Origin of the sequence: Methanobacterium lacus, assembly GCF_000191585.1 — an archaeon.
GTDB lineage: Archaea > Methanobacteriota > Methanobacteria > Methanobacteriales > Methanobacteriaceae > Methanobacterium_B > Methanobacterium_B lacus.
Map to the genome: position 1 here is coordinate 1,394,322 of NC_015216.1, position 17,502 is coordinate 1,411,823.

The 17,502-nt window shown below is 33.0% G+C and carries 18 protein-coding genes and 1 pseudogene; 10 read left to right on the forward strand and 9 right to left on the reverse strand.

Annotated features, from left to right (window positions below):
• The first annotated feature begins 77 nt into the window (after nt 1-77).
• From METBO_RS06935 to METBO_RS06945, 3 genes are all read left to right on the forward strand, one after another.
• On the forward strand, nt 78-536 hold the full coding sequence (locus METBO_RS06935; protein ID WP_013644982.1) for an HIT family protein: 459 nt from the start codon (nt 78-80) through the stop codon (nt 534-536).
• Between the two features lie 91 nt (nt 537-627).
• Nucleotides 628-1,065 carry a hypothetical protein gene (locus METBO_RS06940; protein WP_013644983.1) on the forward strand — a complete coding sequence of 146 codons (438 nt, stop codon included), beginning with the start codon at nt 628-630 and terminating at the stop codon, nt 1,063-1,065.
• 644 nt (nt 1,066-1,709) lie between these two features.
• On the forward strand, nt 1,710-2,114 hold the full coding sequence (locus METBO_RS06945; RefSeq protein ID WP_013644984.1) for a hypothetical protein: 405 nt from the start codon (nt 1,710-1,712) through the stop codon (nt 2,112-2,114).
• A gap of 335 nt (nt 2,115-2,449) precedes the next feature.
• Here the strand turns inward: METBO_RS06945 and METBO_RS13880 are convergent, their stop codons facing one another.
• On the reverse strand, nt 2,450-2,788 hold the full coding sequence (locus tag METBO_RS13880; protein ID WP_013644986.1) for a hypothetical protein: 339 nt from the start codon (nt 2,786-2,788) through the stop codon (nt 2,450-2,452).
• Between the two features lie 252 nt (nt 2,789-3,040).
• On the opposite strand from METBO_RS13880, the gene METBO_RS12765 reads away from it, so the two are divergent.
• Complete coding sequence (locus tag METBO_RS12765; RefSeq protein WP_013644987.1) at nt 3,041-3,700, forward strand: tetratricopeptide repeat protein; 660 nt, start codon at nt 3,041-3,043, stop codon at nt 3,698-3,700.
• A gap of 46 nt (nt 3,701-3,746) precedes the next feature.
• Here METBO_RS12765 and METBO_RS13935 read toward each other — a convergent pair whose 3' ends face one another.
• The 3 genes from METBO_RS13935 to METBO_RS06970 all read right to left on the reverse strand — a co-directional run bounded on the left by METBO_RS13935 (nt 3,747) and on the right by METBO_RS06970 (nt 5,452).
• Nucleotides 3,747-4,004, reverse strand: coding sequence for an HXXEE domain-containing protein (locus METBO_RS13935; protein ID WP_013644988.1), 258 nt, complete (start codon nt 4,002-4,004; stop codon nt 3,747-3,749).
• A 466-nt stretch (nt 4,005-4,470) separates the two neighbouring features.
• The gene (locus METBO_RS06965) at nt 4,471-4,878 is read right to left on the reverse strand and encodes a ferritin-like domain-containing protein (RefSeq protein ID WP_013644989.1); all 408 of its coding nucleotides are present in this window, start codon (nt 4,876-4,878) and stop codon (nt 4,471-4,473) included.
• Nucleotides 4,879-5,041: 163 nt separating this feature from the next.
• Entirely contained in the window at nt 5,042-5,452 is a 411-nt protein-coding gene (locus METBO_RS06970) for a PaaI family thioesterase (protein WP_013644990.1), read from the reverse strand.
• A 414-nt stretch (nt 5,453-5,866) separates the two neighbouring features.
• On the opposite strand from METBO_RS06970, the gene METBO_RS06975 reads away from it, so the two are divergent.
• Together METBO_RS06975 and METBO_RS06980 are read left to right on the forward strand one after the other, a co-directional pair.
• Complete coding sequence (locus tag METBO_RS06975; protein ID WP_013644991.1) at nt 5,867-6,241, forward strand: hypothetical protein; 375 nt, start codon at nt 5,867-5,869, stop codon at nt 6,239-6,241.
• Between the two features lie 385 nt (nt 6,242-6,626).
• Complete coding sequence (locus tag METBO_RS06980) at nt 6,627-7,133, forward strand: GNAT family N-acetyltransferase (protein WP_013644992.1); 507 nt, start codon at nt 6,627-6,629, stop codon at nt 7,131-7,133.
• Between the two features lie 166 nt (nt 7,134-7,299).
• Here the strand turns inward: METBO_RS06980 and METBO_RS06985 are convergent, their stop codons facing one another.
• The gene (locus METBO_RS06985) at nt 7,300-8,637 is read right to left on the reverse strand and encodes a hypothetical protein (protein WP_013644993.1); all 1,338 of its coding nucleotides are present in this window, start codon (nt 8,635-8,637) and stop codon (nt 7,300-7,302) included.
• Nucleotides 8,638-9,151: 514 nt separating this feature from the next.
• Nucleotides 9,152-10,030 carry an Ig-like domain-containing protein gene (locus METBO_RS06990; protein ID WP_048186394.1) on the reverse strand — a complete coding sequence of 293 codons (879 nt, stop codon included), beginning with the start codon at nt 10,028-10,030 and terminating at the stop codon, nt 9,152-9,154.
• A gap of 392 nt (nt 10,031-10,422) precedes the next feature.
• Here METBO_RS06990 and METBO_RS06995 point away from each other — a divergent pair, with 392 nt between their 5' ends.
• Together METBO_RS06995 and METBO_RS13940 are read left to right on the forward strand one after the other, a co-directional pair.
• On the forward strand, nt 10,423-12,222 hold the full coding sequence (locus tag METBO_RS06995; protein WP_144017536.1) for a DUF2207 domain-containing protein: 1,800 nt from the start codon (nt 10,423-10,425) through the stop codon (nt 12,220-12,222).
• A 193-nt stretch (nt 12,223-12,415) separates the two neighbouring features.
• Nucleotides 12,416-12,673 (forward strand): annotated as a pseudogene (locus METBO_RS13940) (sensor histidine kinase).
• Nucleotides 12,674-12,771: 98 nt separating this feature from the next.
• Here the strand turns inward: METBO_RS13940 and METBO_RS07000 are convergent.
• Nucleotides 12,772-13,140, reverse strand: coding sequence for a DUF5518 domain-containing protein (locus METBO_RS07000; protein ID WP_013644996.1), 369 nt, complete (start codon nt 13,138-13,140; stop codon nt 12,772-12,774).
• 374 nt (nt 13,141-13,514) lie between these two features.
• Between METBO_RS07000 and METBO_RS13885 the strand changes: the two genes are divergently transcribed.
• Both METBO_RS13885 and METBO_RS07010 read left to right on the forward strand, forming a co-directional pair.
• Complete coding sequence (locus METBO_RS13885) at nt 13,515-13,994, forward strand: PadR family transcriptional regulator (RefSeq protein WP_013644997.1); 480 nt, start codon at nt 13,515-13,517, stop codon at nt 13,992-13,994.
• Nucleotides 13,995-14,154: 160 nt separating this feature from the next.
• The gene (locus METBO_RS07010) at nt 14,155-15,588 is read left to right on the forward strand and encodes an MDR family MFS transporter (protein WP_013644998.1); all 1,434 of its coding nucleotides are present in this window, start codon (nt 14,155-14,157) and stop codon (nt 15,586-15,588) included.
• 443 nt (nt 15,589-16,031) lie between these two features.
• Here METBO_RS07010 and METBO_RS07015 read toward each other — a convergent pair whose 3' ends face one another.
• On the reverse strand, nt 16,032-16,583 hold the full coding sequence (locus METBO_RS07015) for a TetR/AcrR family transcriptional regulator (RefSeq protein WP_013644999.1): 552 nt from the start codon (nt 16,581-16,583) through the stop codon (nt 16,032-16,034).
• Nucleotides 16,584-16,704: 121 nt separating this feature from the next.
• Entirely contained in the window at nt 16,705-17,496 is a 792-nt protein-coding gene (locus METBO_RS07020; RefSeq protein ID WP_013645000.1) for a sulfite exporter TauE/SafE family protein, read from the reverse strand.
• Nucleotides 17,497-17,502: the final 6 nt, after the last annotated feature.

Consider the following 17,502-nt stretch of genomic DNA (forward strand, 5'->3'; position numbering starts at 1 on the left):
GAATTATTTATGGTAGTGTGTACAAAAAAGTATTGAAGTTATGAATTACATTATGTATTTTATGGGGGAATGGGTGTTTGGATTGTTCATACTGCAAAAAACTTGAGAAGTACGATTTTGGCGATTTCATAATGGAAACTACACACTGGATAATTTTTCTAGCTCCACAGCAGAGCAATATTGGAACATGTGTGGTGGCCTTAAACAGGCACGAATCTGATCTTTCAGGACTCACAAGGGAGGAATGGCTTGATTTTGGAGAGTTAGTCAGAGAAATGGAAGAAACCCTTAAGAAATGTTTTGATGTTACCCTGTTCAACTGGGGATCGCTTATGAATGCATCCTACCTTAAAGAAACACCTGATCCCCATGTTCACTGGCACCTAATTCCAAGGTACGATCATGCAGTGGAATTTGAGGGACTAGTGTTCGAGGATATCTACTTTGGAACCATGAAGCCCAGACCATTTAGAGGTCTGCCAGATGATGTTCGTAGGGAAATAATTAACTTCATCAAAGCCAATCATCCAAGATAATAAAAAATAGGGAATGTTACAATGAAATAGAAAGCTATATAAATTTATGTACACAATTCAATCCATACACTGTATACTGGGTGAAATATAAATGGACTGGTTATGGAATTTGAATTTTAAAAAAGCTTTCATTATTTACATAATAGTAGATCTAATATGTTTAGGGCCGTTAGGAATGACTGTGCCCTTCTTTTCAATACTGTTAGGATTTCCAGTGGGATGGTACGTTTCAAAACGACTGTACAGTCCAGATTTAAGTGTTAAAACACTTTTAAATAAAATATTTAAATATTCACTAATAACTTCAGGATTTACATTTCTAATGATGATAATTGCATGGGGCAGAATAATTCCAATGATTTGGGGACCTACAGCGGACATGGCCCATTTTGGCCTTCCCATGATACTCTACGATCCTGTTGCAAGTTTCATAGGTTGGATAATTCTCATGATATTCATATCACCATTTTTACAGTTCTTAACCACTGTATTCGCTGCAAACTTAACTGTGATACGTTCTGAGAGCTGAATAGAAATATGATGAACCTCAATTTAACTTCAAAGTTTTAAATTCGTATCTATATTAAAAATAACAAGATGTTATTTAATAACAGTGTGTTGTCTGATCATTTATCGATTTATTAGTTCTTGGATAGGAACATCTTTGGATTTTTTAACCTATGATAAAAAAATAGAACCCCATACTGAGGTTATGATCAGAATAAAACCAAATACGATATATATTATAAATGCTCGCATATTACCTGATTGACCATATTTTTTAAGTCTAATACTATTGTAAACTATAAAAGTTAAACCCAAAATTGACAGTACCATATAATTTGTATTCATTTTATATCACTTTAATAATAATTTAACAGAAAAGGGTTAATATTATTATTATAATTTATTCTCTTTAAATTTTGGTTTTTCGTATAGCTTTCATTTATTACATCTAAATTTATTATTTCTTAAGTTCTTGATCAATTTTTTATAGTTTGATCTATTTTTAGGATATTCATAAAATAATTGTATATAACTTTTTTAACTTCGATAAACTCATAACTCATTTCATATATTGTTTTTAATAATCATGGGGATGTTATATCATTCATTGCAGTGATAGAAACATAAATTTAAATGAAACAGAATTATATCCAAATTGGAGTTAAAATGATTAAAATTAGTCAAAATAAATATAAGATCCCTGATGAATATAGAAGAAAAATTTTATCGGGTTACTTTTCAATAGCATTAATTATATTAGGAACAATTTTGATTCCAAGATTTTATGTATTCATGAATTTGAACTTTCAAATCATATTAACTCTCATTACATTAATCCCCGGTGCAATATTGTGGATTTATTTTTTTAATGGATTTATCAGAAACTTAGTAGATTTAATAAAAAGTTCAGGCTCAATGAAAAATGAAACAACATTAAAAACTCACTATTTTTTAATTTGGATTATAAATATTATTTGGATTGTTCTTGCTCATTTTATTTATAATATAAGTTTATCTGGCATTCTCATACCAATTATATCTATTATTTTACTAATCAAATTCATGAGGTAGTAAAGAAAGTTTTTTTTAGAGGATTATTAATCAAACAAATCGTTATATTATGTATACAGTCGTTGCTATTTTAAATTACATTAGATTTACAGCAATTAACCGACAGAAATATTTGAAGTTTTTGATGTTCATATATAACCAACCATAAGAAAAATTATACCAATTAACATCAACAATTAAGTCACTAGAATTTTTCCTTTTATCTCATATTTAATTGGAGTATCCAATAACATACTGTATTTGTTGTATAATATTATTGAAGAAAATAACATATTAAAAATTATTTTATTGTTACTCATATAATAAATCCTCATCTTAACCTTCAACATTATTAATCATTTCATCAATATCATAATAAGTAAAAACGCCCCTATGAATAGAAATGTAATTGTACTAAGTACAATTCTAATTTTTAGGATATTTCTACGTTTACTCAACCAATTTAAAGTAGGTGAATCAAAGAAATCCTCATCTGGGTCTTCTTCACCAAGTTCTAAAGTTCTTGTGTATGATAAATGACCTCCACATTCACATTCCTCACTGAAGTCATCAGGTTTTTCTCCATCCTTTAGCTCATACACACCTTGGCAAGTATCACATACCAAATATCCATTTCGAAAAATTCCTTGCCGCCTCTCTGATAGAATTTGCTTAATCTCGTTATTTGAAACCATCAAACCACCCATTAATTGAATATCCTCAATCTTTAAATCAACTTTTAGTATTTATAAACATTAAAATGTTCCAAATGATCAATAACACATTTATTATAATACTGTAATGCTGAAGTAAAGATGGTTAAAATTGATAAATAGTATTTTTCATGGTTATTTTATCATCAAAAAATGAATATTCCCTTATTTAGATTCCTAAGCTTTATTATCTGGAAAAATAATATAACGTTATTTATTTGAACAAGGGATTACATGGATAGTAGCTACAAATGGATAGTGTACGGGGGATTATCTTTATTATTGTCATTATTTGTATATTCTATTTTACTATCTGATCAAAAATTATCAATCACATACATTTTCTTTTTATTTATTTTGGGAAGTAGTACCTGGCTTATTATGACTGGTATCTTCCTGAAAATGAAATATTATAATTATATGATTTATTTAATTTTAACAGCAATAATTCTGGTTGTTGTGACCACATTAATTCTTAATCAAGCTTCTTCGCCAGAATATCATGGAAGCAATAAATATTCATACATTATTGTGATGGTCTTCATTTTAACAACTATCTATGAAACTTATGGGATTATTAAGGAGATGGATCTCTATCAACATGTTATAAAATCCTTTGAAAAAGATCTTATAACAGATCCGATGGATATTAAAGCTTTAAATAATAAAGGTGCTGCTCTTTCAAAACGTAATTTTAATCAGGAAGCACTCAAATGCTTTGATAAAATATTAGAAATTGATTCAAAAGATGCTGTAGCATGGCACAACAGGGGAGTAATGCTTGATAAACTTAGAAAACATCAAGAAGCAATAAAATGTTATGATAAAGCATTAAAATTAGATCCTAAATTTGAAAATGCTAAAAATACTGGAAAAATAATTTTAGAAAGTTAAAAAAAATTAAATCATATTTTTAAATCAAAAAAATTGAAGAAGGCAATTATTTACGTTTACTCATGGTTTTTGCAAACAATACTCCTATAAAACCAACTCCCAATATTATTGCAAGTAACCAATCTAGAGAGCTTAAGGCATGGATGTAGTAGGCATAGAAAATAGTTATTACGCAGAATGGATTTAAAACCAGCCATGGAGTTAGAAACCCTGGATTGTATCCTGTTTTTTTTATCTGGAATATTATGGTGTGCTGTACACCATTTATGAGTAATTGGAAGAATATTAATCCCATACCTACCATGGTGAGAAGTTTACAAGTAATGCTCCCAAAATAGCCCATATACATATGGATATGTTAACGAATAATCCATAGGCAGGGGACAATGGTAATTTTTCCTCTGGTGGATCCTTGCTCAGTACTGTATCGTAATTGGCAAATTTTTCAATCTTGTTGGGGATAGAATGTACTCCTCAGTTTCGTGTATCATTATGAGTGGTAAATGAATCCAGAATAAAAAGGCCAGCCAGGAAAAATTAGGATCTGTGAATTTGATGCTCACAAAAAGAGTTAACAATATTGGTCCAAGAAGAGTGGCTAATCTTTGCCATATGTTATTTATCGCTTTATACAGGTTTACCCCATAATTATATTTTAAAATTCATTGGAACTTATTTTATGAATTAAATAAATAATTATGGTAAGTGATAACTAAGCTAATTAAAAAAAAAATGAATTAAAAAGAGTAACTATTTTGAAAAGGTTCTCGTCAATCAAGTCCTTCAAGCCGGGTTTTAAACTCTTTTCTGTGCCGTTTTTCCTCATCCAAGATGTGTTTTAAAACTCCGACAACCTCTTCATCATCGATTATTTTGATCTGTTCTGTGTACCTGTTGATGCCATTGGTTTCGAGTTGTATCTGATGCTCGAGCTGACTTTTGAGATCTTTACCCCCAAAATCCAGTTCCTTATGTTCCATTGTGGGCTTTCCACCCCTTTTGGTTATGAGATCTGAAAGCCACCACATGTGCCTCATTTCATCTACTGATATGGCTTCTGTTACACGGCTTGGGTCGCATTCCTCCATAACAAAGGAATTGTAAACGTATATCATTGTAGCTTCGAGTTCCCGCACGAAATCCTCATTTAAAAATCTGATAATTTCATCATTTTTCAAAATTATCCACCCCAGAAAATGGTATTCATCATAGGAATGTTAAAAATATATTTGTCATCCACATAAGATAAGGGTTCTGGACGGGATTATAAGCAGGAACATGGGACATAAAAAAAATAGTTGGATTCAAATCTTAATTAAATAATTTATCGATAATGAAAGTTTATATTTTAATTTTATCCCGTTTTCTGTAGGCCATTCCTTGGAATATGGCTATTAAATCTCCATTATCATCTGTGACGTTGACCGTGTATGTTCCGAGTTTGGGATTGATGGAAACTTCTGTGGCTGTTGCAGTTAAAATTCCACCTTTAAATGCTGCTTTCATGAAAGACATATTCCCATTTATTGCCACTGTAACAGTTCCGTGTGTATTGGCTGCCACAGCAAATGTGAAATCTGCTAGTGTGAATATGGCCCCTCCATGCGCAGTGTTGATACCGTTTAAGTGCTCTTCTTTGATCTCCATCTTTGAAACTGCAAACCCCTCAGAGACATCGACAAGTTCAATTCCAAGGTAGGCTGCAAGTTTATCATTTTTAAAGAATTCTTTGATCTGTTCTGGTTCCAACATGATAAAAACATCCAAAATTTATACACAGAATAAATATATTATCAGACATATAATTCTAAACTCCGGATTATAATATTGTTTCAAGGTTTAATATGTTTTATTATGGTTTCATACGAAGTTTCAGTTGTTTTGATCAGCTTCTGTAGGTATGATAAAATTTTATATACTGGTGTGTTTATATATATAAAATGTTAATTGAAACAATTAGCAGTTACATAAACATCATAGATCATTATACACTGAAAACACGTATGTGTTTAACATTTTTATTTTATTCAACCACCTGCCATGATTTCTAGAGTCAGTTAGGATTTCTGCTAGTTGTGAGAACCAAAAAATTTTTAGGGTTGTTAAAAAAATATTGGAGGGATATGAATAAAAACTAAATTAATTTTCTTAACTTTGTTTTTTGCAATGGTAGTTGTTGGACTTCAAGCCGCACCTGCTGTATCTGCGGCACATGTATCCGATAAACAAGTGACAGATAAATTTATGGTTAAATATCCTGGTGGAGGTCAAAGTGGAGATGCTGCCACCTACAAAGTGTACAAATATGCTCTAAACCATTTCTACATCCATACATACTACTACAACTACAACAAAAAAACCAAAAAATACTACAGAAATGGTGCCAGTGATTGGATGGATCTAAAGAAGATCACCGCAAATAAAATCCGAATACTCAGCCCACCAATGGAAGGAAAACCATATGTGGACATTGTTTACACCAAACACTCTGTGACATGGTACTACTGGAATGACCTAAGAAAACAGCTTAAAAAAGGTTAAAACAGCATATTGGGACGTATAATAACTTCCCTTCTTTCTTTAATTTTTTTCTTTTAAATTCAATAAATTACCGGACCAAAGCATTCTGAATGTCATAAGTTCAACATTTATCCCATTAAATTGATGTTGTAATTTAAACATCACTGTAAAGACTATTAATAGATTTATAGCCTAATCGGATTAAACTTGTTTGTTTATTTCATAAAAAATATTTTATGAACAATCAAGCTGCTTGTTTATTCCTCATGATCAACGTATTCAGTTATAAAATTCCATTGAATATTTGGATTGTGGATCTAAAATTTTACTAATAAACCCTCAAGAACCCACTATATAAATGATCTGGGATATAAATTAATAATAAACACTTGAGGGTTGTTAGTTTATGATTATACGTAATGAAAAAATTGAGGATCACGAAGCAGTGCGGGAAATAAATCTCAAAGCATTTCCAACCGATATTGAAGCCACCCTAGTTGATAAGCTTAGAAGTTCTATGGATACAATTTCATTGGTGGCTGTTCATGAAGATAAAGTGGTTGGCCATATACTTTTCAGCCCATTAACCATTGAAAATGATGAAGAATCTTTCCCAGCACTCATACTCGCCCCCATAGCAGTTTTACCAGAATATCAAAAACAGGGTATTGGATCCAAACTTGTTGAAAACGGGATTATTGAATGTAGAAATCATGGCCATTCCATCATAATACTGGTGGGACATCCAGGATACTATCCAAGATTTGGCTTCATTTCTGCAGAGCAAAACAGGATAGAACATCCTTTTGAAGTACCTGAAGATGTTTTTATGGTGTATGAACTGGTACCCGATACCCTAAGCCGTGTGAACGGTGTACTTAAGTACTCAAAACCATTCGAAGAATTTTTTTAGGTGTATCCAACACAGGAAATCAACGTTGATCAGGCTTATTTTAACTTCATAAATTTCTTTTCATATGCAATTCTTGAAATTTCCAGCACTGGATCTTAACAAAATTAAGTAGTTCAATTCAAATTTTATCTACAAAAAAAAAGAAAGAAAGGTTGAAATATAGGGTTTAATCGTTCAAACTCATGGAATCATCTATGATGTGGTTGGACATTCCAATTATTATGTTGAATGTTTCAGTGTGGTTTATTCCCCAGACTGCTACTTTAGCGATCCATCCCACGTATTGAGCTCCGTATTCAATCCACTTCCAGAATTGATACCATTTTGGATGTGGTTTTGAAGGTTCCTGTGGTAATCCTGACAAATCAACGTTGTAGATCTCATCAAGGTATGTTCCGGAACGTGTGGAAGTTACATTTCCTGGTATCGGTGCAGTTGAAGGTGAAACATCGTTAATTCCAATGATATTTTTTGAAACAGTTCCATTTGTAGAGTTAGTTTTGCTAGAGTTTGTGTTGTTCTGTTTCGTTCCATTTGAAACTGTTAAATTTTGCAAATTAAGACTCATGTTGATGCTGGTGTTGAGAACTGTGGTGTTGTTAAATGTTTGATTAACTGTTGAAGAGTTGTCAGTCATATTGGTATGGTTGAGAACTGTTGCGTTTGCACTGGCTAGATTTTCAGTACATTTTACAGGTAATGTAGCCCTGTAGATTAACTCTGCATTCATCATTACGAGACGGTTTTCAATTTTTGAAGACTCTTCATTTATACCTGAACTGGTAAGGGTCATGACAACAGTACAGGTACCAATGGCTATGGTGGTGGCCACCAATATTGCTGTGAAGGTTATACAGACAATTAAAAATGGTGAAGCTCCACCTCCACTTGCAGCTGTGATTGCACCTGCTATGGCAGTTATTACACCGAGAATACCGGACACTATTCCTAAAACAATTGATATTATGGTGTATAGGGATTGTAAACTCGTGCTCAACGAGTTTGCTATGGTTATCCTTGATTTTGCAAGGGATGCTGCACCGTAAGCTTCGTTCAGTTCACTGGTTGGCATGTACCTGTAATCTGTATCACCGCTCACCGGATTTCCACTGAAGTAACCCGTGTTATTTTCATAGTTAGCCTTAGAGAGTGCAACATTGTTATCATCAATCTGTTTGAAGTTCTTTACTAACTCCTCGAGATCGCTCAAGTAGTGTTTGAAGCTCGTTATGGGTGAACTATATTTATCTTTGTAATCTTCCCACTTGGGACAATTCAAGGGGTATTTATTATAATTTGAAGTTGTGTTGTTAACTGTGGTGTTGTTATCTGTAGTTTTAGCAGTTGCATTTAACTTGTTTGCCGTAGTATTCTCTGAAACAGTGACGCTGTTATTCACACCCTGTGAATCGTTTAATAATACTGCGTTTGCACACAAACCACCCATACTGTACTGTAACATTAAACATATGATTAATATCCCCATAATAGGGCGTATCTTCATTGCATCACCTCACATCAAATACTAAATCTTCATTTATGTATTTTTTTAAATTCGTAATGGCAAGTCTTCAATGGATCTTGCCCTGTTTCTCTTTAAATTTTAATTTAGCAAATTCAAAGCAGTACTCTGATAAGCATGGCAACCCTATGATAATGCTTTAATATTTAAAAAAAACTCCCATACTTTGAATTACGGTTTAAATAGTTGATATTGGTTATATTTCCATTCTACTTTTAAATCATACTACATTTCTTTAAGGTCCCTCTTTTACAAATACAATGATTTTTTTTTACAGTTTTGTTCAGAAATCCTTGGGATTTCCATGGATTGAATAGGTTAATGAATCCGAAGTTTCCATTTAAAAGTTATATTATATAAATTTATCTATGAATTGGTTGGAGTTTTATAAAAAAATAAATCATTGATAGGTAATATGCCAATAGGAAATGAGTAATTCAAGAGATAAAAAAAATAGATTATTTTAAAAAAAGTGAAAATGTAGATTATTGTTTTTTTATAGGATCTTGAAGCTCTGTGCAATAGTGTTGAAGTCTGTTTTTGAGTTTGAAAAAGTTTTTAGAGGTGCTGTAAAATCAAATGTGTAGATTTTGTGATTTTTTATAATTGTCATTTCCTTGTTTTCCAGAGTTACAGGGCAATATTTATCGGGTTTGATTGTACAAACTTCTTCATATACTCTGTTTCCATTTAAAGTATACCACTGCTTGGAAATAATAGTATAACCCTTTGGATATTCAGTATATATCATTGAAGCCTCCATATCCTGGTCACTCATGCCATAAGGAGTTTTTTGTATTTCCAATTGAAATTGAGGAGATAATGTGCCATAATATTTCATGCCGAACAAAATTTTATCCCCATCTTTTAAATCCGAATCTAAGTGCCATGTAGCTGGATAATTAAACTTTATTTGACCATCAGAATAGGTTTTAGTTGCTTTTACGGTGGTGAATTTTGTTGAGTACAATGCAATTCCATTTCCAGCCAGGTCTTTAATACTGCCAGAATGGAGAGTTACTGTGTAACTGGTTTGATGTGCCAATTGAGATTTTGGCTTGATGTAGAGTGTCTTACCAGTCAGGTTAGATGTGAATTGCACAGCCTGTCCTTTGCTGTTTTTAAATTCTATCCACATATTCCCCTTTTTAACAGCTTCGCTAAATGTTAGTTTAACAGTCTTAGATGTGGAAATACCCACAGCATTGTTTGCCGGGTCAACAGCACTGATGGTTGGTTTGTAGGTGTCGTTAACTGAAACTGCCGAAGCATCACCCATACCATTTGAAAAAATAAGTACCATACCAATTAAAACCAGGGCAAATAACATTATTTTACTGGTTTTTAACCCTTTTATACCATTCAAATATTCCATTATTATCGATATAATCCCCCGCCCCCTTCTAAATTTTATTTTATCCAAAAAATTCATTAAACAGATTTTATTTATGAAAAGGTTTAGTATCAATGTATTTAAATCTGACTACACACCTGCTTACAGACATCGTAAAAATTTCAAACCTAATAATTAATTAAATCTCAAATAACTTGTCCAAATCACATTGTATGTTAATCCAAATATGTGGTTCTAATAACATTAGCCCAGTACTTTGCCAAAGTATCGTATGAAATAATTGGCACTATTATGCCATGTATTTATATTTGTAATTGGTCCAACTCTTCTATAGTAATTTAATCTACACTGTTTAGAATATTAAAATTTTTTAAGTAAAATTATTGATGATCTACAAGTTTGGAGACCGAATTGTGAATTTCAAGGGAAATATAATATTTACAGCGATTATTATTTTGCTCATGTTAACTGGAATTGTGTGTTCAGTTTATGCGGATGATAGAAACTACTCCATACCCTGGGCAAATATGGATTTGGTTGTTGGGGATAATGGTGCACTGCATGTAACTGAGATAATCCATTACCATTTTACAGGAACTTACAATGGTGTTAACAGAAACATACCCCTTAAAAGTTATGAAAACATCGATAACATCAGGGTTAACGTGACTGGTGCCTACTACAACTACACAACAGAGAATACTGGTAATCAAATAAAACTGAATGTTTATCTGTTTGAAGACCCTGAAAAAACAATTCCAATTCAGGACAGGGATATTGATGTTGTTTACAGTTATGATATGCTTCACGTTGTGAAGTTTTATAACGATGTTGCAGAACTTCAGTACAAAGTCTGGGGAGAAGGTTGGAAAGTTCCGGTGGGCCGTGTAAACACAGTGGTACATCTTAGATCTGAAGATGGAGTTAAATATTGGTTTAATCCCCCATATCTAACAGAAAATTCATCATGGAACAATTCAAATCTTCTGGTGACCAGTACAAACATACCAAGGAATAACTGGTATGAAGTAAGAATGGCCATTCCCTTAAATCAGTTTACAAGTTATGGTGAAGGTCAAAAGGTGAATGAAAATGGTGCCCTTGCCATAGAGAATATTCAACATGATTATGCTAACATGGTATGGTTTGAAGAATTTCTATTCACCATACTGCCGCTGATAGTACTGATCAGCTTGATCTACCCATTCTACATAATATACCAATCATGGGGAGGCCAACTCAGAACTAAGGGTAGATCTACAGGCAATTTGCCAGAAAATGATCCTCCCGCAATTGTAAACGCAATCTGTGGGAACGGAATTTCAAAACAAATAGGCGATCCTGGAATTGATGGATTCCTTGCAACCATAATGGACCTGATAAAAAGAAGGTACCTAATTGTGGATCATTACTATTACGAAGAGGAAGGTCTTAAACTTAAAATTAATAAAAATCAGGATGTTAAGCATCTTAAGAGTTTTGAAAAAACTGTTCTAGATTTCCTTAGGAATTTTGAGAAAAACGGAATCATACATATGGATAACATGGGTGACAACATTGAAAAAGCCCATTTTAAAAAGAAGTTCCTGGATTGGAGAAAGCAGGTTAATAAAAAACTCAAAGGTGGTAGGTTAAAGACCATGTTTGTCGAGAGAAATAACCTTGGAATGTATATTTATGGCTTCGTCACCCTACTAGGTTCCATTCTCATAATTGCAATGACCTACAACAATCCCATTCCTGGGAGTACTTACTCTTTCTATTCCGGGATATTACTGCTTCCAGTTTCAATTCTATCCATTTTCATTACTTCCAAAGTCAATGTAAAATGGACTGATATTGGCAAGGAGTACCGAGCCAACTGGAAGACTTACAAGGGATACATGAAAAATTCAAAACATTATGAAGATCCGAAGGCCTTTGATAATTACATCATCTATGGAACTGCCCTGGGTGTTGGGGATAATATCACGAAGTTAATTGGGAAAAAATTTCCAGAGGAGGATCTTTTGAACATTCCACTCTACATCTTCCAAAATTCAAGTGAATACAAACAATTTAGAACAACCTTAATCTCCTACATGGGAGCATATGGAGCAATGCAAGCCTATATAATAGGACATGATGTAACTGGTGGATCTGGAGGATTAGGCGGAGGAGGAGCAGGTGGGGCTGGTGGAGGCTCTGGTGGAGGTGGAGGTGGGGCATTCTAGTTTTTCTATTTCTATTCTTAAATGAACCCTTTTTTTAATTAAAGATTTAAGATATCGTTTAATAACAACATTTAACATCGTTTAGTTCCATCTTTCAGGACATTAGTTGGTTTAATTTATATCTAAGTGATTCTATGGATATAAGTAGAAAGTTCATCCCTATTTAATCCTTTTTTTATTTTATACCCCACAAATTCATGTATCTGCAAAAAAAGAAAAGAACCAATATTTATTCAGTATCAAAGATAATGGGATTGGGATGTCCCCTGACCACTTGGATAAAATATTTACAATATTCTAAAGACTACATACTCGTGAAGAATATGATGGAACAGGAATAGGACTATCAATAGCACAAAAAATTGTGCAACAACAAGGTGGGGAAATATGGGCAGAATCAGAACTTGGAAAAGGTTCAACCTTCTACTTCACCATACCCATAGATAACTAAGTAAAAACCCGTTTACCAACAAAATGATTCTGTCATTTCATTTCATAGTGTTTTAAATCCGTGCTTAAAAATTCTAAGATCGCATTAGCCCCCGAATATCAGTTGCTTCTATTTTTTATTATTATTCCTATTATTCCACCAATTGCACCCGTAATTGCTCCAATAATTATGGAAAGGACTATGACTGTTGATATTGCTATCCATCCAACTAAAAACAGGTTAGTGGTATAGGCAACACTCAAACCCATTAAACCTACTACTAGGACAACCACTGCAGCAACCAAACCAACGATTGCTCCATAGATCACTCCATTTTTGTAGGTCCCACCTACCAAGTAGGCAACAACTGCTGATCCTATTAAATAGCCTAATAAATCTCCCCAAGATGTTAAAATTCCAAGGATCAAACCTATTACAATGGCAATTACTAAACCAATTGAAACAGGCTTCCACTTAATTTCAACCATTACTTTTCACCCCTATCCAAATAGTAACCTAAGATAATTTATGTTTTAATTGTGGGATATTTTTTTCGAGTTCGCAATGATTATTAAAACATTGATGAGGAATAAGTAAACAACCGAAACCTAATGAATTTATCAATGATGTCCAGCTAATAATCCTATTTTTTGATTTAATTTATGGTTAAAGTATGTATATATTGATTTTAAATGATTGAAAGATGAATTCATCTATTATGTTAAAATTGGTAATTCTAAGGTATTTTATTGAAGAACTTTTGAGATTATCCAAAGGTATATAAGTAATTCATATCAAATTATTGATATCAAAAAGTTGATATTAATATCTTTAGAGAATTTGAATTCTGGGAGAATATGAAATGAAACAAGTTGGAGAATTGAGGATGTGGATACTTCATGTATTAGATGAAACTGGACCAAGTAACGGTGTTGAAATCATGGCCAATGTCCAAGCACACTACGATCTGCAGGTACAATGGCACAATGACACCCATAAACATCCCCATCCAGAAACAGATATAAAATCAAAAAAACTCTTACCAGGATCAATATATCCCATGCTAAAAAAAATGGTATCTGAAGGTTTAATAACAAAAAAAGAAGATGGAAGATATGAATTAACAAAAAAGGGACATATTGTTACGACTAATTTATTTGAACACTTCCAATCACAAAAAAATGGAGATCCACTACCCATATCCTTAAAAAATTCATTAACTGCAATAAACTGGCATGTATCATACATGGAAGACGCAAATAAAGAGGATATAACACCTTACCAAGACTCAATAGAATCCTTGATAGAAAGACTCGAGAAACTAAAAAAATCAATCAAATAACTTAGATAACAGTTTAATATTAAGCCAACTAGGCTAACTTTTCTAAATATATTATACAAGGTTAGCCAGGGCTCTCAAAAAAAATTTTCAACACAAAATTATTAATTTACCTTTAAAAAAATCCAGCATAGAAACTGAGCTGGATATGGAGAAAATATCCATGAACTCTACAAACACTCAAAATAATCTTATAAAACATTACAAATTGATATTATCTGGACTTATTATCAGTCTCTTAATTGTTGCAATAGACAGTACAATTACCACAACTGCCATGCCTAAAATTATTGCAAGTCTAGGTGGTTTAAAGTACTATGTTTGGCCCTTTACAATATACCTCACAACTGTAATTATTTCTGCCATGCTTTCTGGCAAGCTCACAGACTTCTATGGAAGCAAAAAAATATTGATAGTTGCCTTGATGGTTTTTATAGTTGGATCTGTTCTATGCGGATTTTCCAAAAACATGGGCGAACTCATACTATTTAGAGCTCTGCAGGGTTTGGGTGCAGGTATCATCGTGACTGTGCCAAAGAAAATAATTGCAGAAATGTTCCCACCAAGACAACGAGGAAAATATATGGGTTTATTTGGTGTGGCCGGCGGTATTTCAACTGTGGTCGGCCCTACACTCGGAGGATTCATAACAGATTTCCTTGGATGGCAATGGATATTCTTTGTAAATGTTCCAATAGGAATAATAACACTTAGCTTAATCATTCCCTACCTTCCTGAATTAGGAGTTATTGTTAAAGATAAAATAATTGATTACAATGGCCTAATAACTTTTACAGTTGCCTTAACATCGTTTCTGGCTGCATTAACCTTCAGCCAGCAGAGTACTGTCGCTCCAATTTACGTGGAGCTACTATGGCTTGTCTCGTTGATCATGCTCGCAGGATTTATATATGCTGAGAAAACGGCCAAAGAACCAGTATTACCATTATACCTGTTTAAAAATTCTGTGTTCACTGTTTCAACTGTTTCAGTCTTTCTTTTAGGAGCCATAACCCTAGCAGGAACAGTTTATATACCTGTTTTTCTTCAGTTGGTTCAGGGAATGGGTCCTCAAATTTCAGGCTTGTTTCTAACTCCCCTGATGTTTTCCATGATAGTGACTGCAATTTTATCTGGACAAATAATCTCAAAAACAGGTACTTACAAAAAACTGGCCATCGTCTCCTTTGCAACAGGAGCCCTCGGAATGTTCCTACTATCAACACTCACCCCCAGCACAACGAACCTTGAGCTCATAATCTACGAACTCATAACTGGTATAGGTGCAGGATTAGCCATGCCAATATTCATGATTGCAGTCCAAAATGCGGTTTCAAAACGGGATTTAGGAGTAGTTACTTCGTCGTCGATGTACTTCGAACAACTCGGAAGTGTTATTGGTTTAGCAGTTCTAGGTTCAATTATGAACACCACACTGAATTACAACCTGCAAAATAGCACAGCAAATATGGCATCAACACTACTAGTCACAGCACTCCATAACGTATTCATTGCTGCATTAATAATGAACCTGCTGGGTTTTGTAATATGTTTCTTCTTAAAGGATATTTACATGAGTAACGAATTTAATGAATAAATTCTGGTTAAATTGTTTGAAAATAGTGTTTAAACAGTTACTACCAGACACTCCATAATCAAATTCATCAACATCCAGTCAAATTGTTGTTAACAATACCCCCCCCGTTGTATGGATATTAAAACAAAACATTGAAGTGCTCCACTGATCATTATATAATAATTGGGGTGTTTAATGGCAAATATAATAGTAAATATAGTTTTTGTGTTGCTATTTGTAGCTTTAATAGTCTTTGTTGATGTAAAGTATCTTAGAGATAATTTTTTGAAACGATTGGTAACAAACGTAGTGATTGTTATAGTAGCATTGATTATCTACTTCTTGTTCTTAATCAATTTGTAACCAAGAAAATCTTCATTAAATTCTCAATTTTTTTAAAAATTAAAATAATCATTTAATATAGTTTTAAATATCCATTAAATTCTTAAACAAATTTTAAGAGCTTATTCATGTTTTATTCCATCGTAAAATGTTTCAAAAAATCTTTCCCTTTCTCGAGTATTGGTATGGATGATATACTCGACTGTAAATGTAACATGGTTTGAAAAAAACTTTGAAACATATTTTGGAGATAGATCCTTCAATACTTTAGCCTCAATTCCATTTTTAATAAAATTTGTAAGTTTTTCTTCGTGATCAGGAATTTTTAGTTCGATATTTTTATTGTAGGGTGATGATTTAAATTGTAACATAAATTTATGTTTATCAGGATTATTTACTCCCCACTCCACTTTATCGAGCCAATATTTTTTTAATGAACTGTGCCCAGCTGAAGATCCAATAAGATCCCTAAAACTTTCCAAACTTTCTTCCTGTATGGATTTACCTAATTCAGTGATGAGATCTACCTTGGTTTCAAAATATATGTATAGAGTTCCCGTTGCAACACCGGCTTCCTTAGAAATTAGGGAAGTTGAAGTGTTATCTATCCCTTTATCATTGAATAACTTCAATGCCGCATCCAGAATTCTGTTTTTTTTATCTTTTGCATCCATTTTTCTAACCACATTAAACTGGTTTATTCAATCATAGATCAATTGTATCTGATTTGATCTTTAAACTTTAGAATATTTTCCTTTTTTAGATTCAAAATAAGTTTGATCTATAAAATATTTTTTAAGCAATTATCAATCCTAAGGCGAAAATAATCATTGTTCCCATGATTACAGGTCCATAGATTTTCTCAAAGGTATTGGGATTAATTTTTTTAAGCAATAGTGGCCCTATAAAAGCACCTACCGCAGCACTGCCACCTAATAGTATGATTAAAGTAAGATTTAACCTGCCTAATAAATAAAAACCTCCTATTCCAGCAAGTGAATTGAAGATAAGCACAAAGACAGATGTACCTACAACCATAAGCGCTGGTAACCCTAAACTGTAAAGTCCTGCAATAATTGGAGGCGTTCCACTTATTCCAAAAACACCTGCCAACAATCCAGATGCAACTCCAAATAGAGAAGCAACAGCTCTTTTAGGACCTTTAAGTGTAGTTTTTTCTTGATTTTCTCCGTTTAATTCCTTCATTTTTTGTTGTCTTTGTACCAAACTTCTCAACATAGGAATTAACATGATAAGTGTAAATATTCCCATGATCTTTTCTAAAAGTACCGGAGGTATTAGATTGGCTATCACTGCCCCTACTAATGTACCTACTACGCCACCTATTCCCAGAATTAATCCCGTACGGATATCTACATTTCCTTCTCGAAAATGGCTTATAGAGCTCACCACTGAGGTTGGTAAAACAGATGCAAGGGAAGTAGCGATTGCAACTTGTGGAGTGACTCCAAAAATCAATATTAAAACTGGAACATACAATCCACCCCCACCCCCACCGAACATGGATACAAGAAGGCCTATTAACAGCCCAAATAAGGGAAGTAAAACTAAATTTAAATCAATCATTTACAT

Bases quoted from the DNA above. Each gene is read 5' to 3' on its own strand.
- METBO_RS13935 (WP_013644988.1), bottom strand. From the start codon at position 4,004: ATGGTAGGTATGGGATTAATATTCTTCCAATTACTCATAAATGGTGTA.
- METBO_RS12765 (WP_013644987.1), top strand. From the start codon at position 3,041: ATGGATAGTAGCTACAAATGGATAGTGTACGGGGGATTATCTTTATTA.
- METBO_RS07000 (WP_013644996.1), bottom strand. From the start codon at position 13,140: ATGGTTGAAATTAAGTGGAAGCCTGTTTCAATTGGTTTAGTAATTGCC.
- METBO_RS06970 (WP_013644990.1), bottom strand. From the start codon at position 5,452: ATGTTGGAACCAGAACAGATCAAAGAATTCTTTAAAAATGATAAACTT.
- METBO_RS13885 (WP_013644997.1), top strand. From the start codon at position 13,515: ATGAAACAAGTTGGAGAATTGAGGATGTGGATACTTCATGTATTAGAT.
- METBO_RS06985 (WP_013644993.1), bottom strand. From the start codon at position 8,637: ATGAAGATACGCCCTATTATGGGGATATTAATCATATGTTTAATGTTA.
- METBO_RS06940 (WP_013644983.1), top strand. From the start codon at position 628: ATGGACTGGTTATGGAATTTGAATTTTAAAAAAGCTTTCATTATTTAC.
- METBO_RS07020 (WP_013645000.1), bottom strand. From the start codon at position 17,496: ATGATTGATTTAAATTTAGTTTTACTTCCCTTATTTGGGCTGTTAATA.
- METBO_RS13880 (WP_013644986.1), bottom strand. From the start codon at position 2,788: ATGGTTTCAAATAACGAGATTAAGCAAATTCTATCAGAGAGGCGGCAA.
- METBO_RS06990 (WP_048186394.1), bottom strand. From the start codon at position 10,030: ATGGAATATTTGAATGGTATAAAAGGGTTAAAAACCAGTAAAATAATG.
- METBO_RS06945 (WP_013644984.1), top strand. From the start codon at position 1,710: ATGATTAAAATTAGTCAAAATAAATATAAGATCCCTGATGAATATAGA.
- METBO_RS06975 (WP_013644991.1), top strand. From the start codon at position 5,867: ATGGTAGTTGTTGGACTTCAAGCCGCACCTGCTGTATCTGCGGCACAT.
- METBO_RS06980 (WP_013644992.1), top strand. From the start codon at position 6,627: ATGATTATACGTAATGAAAAAATTGAGGATCACGAAGCAGTGCGGGAA.
- METBO_RS07015 (WP_013644999.1), bottom strand. From the start codon at position 16,583: ATGGATGCAAAAGATAAAAAAAACAGAATTCTGGATGCGGCATTGAAG.
- METBO_RS07010 (WP_013644998.1), top strand. From the start codon at position 14,155: ATGAACTCTACAAACACTCAAAATAATCTTATAAAACATTACAAATTG.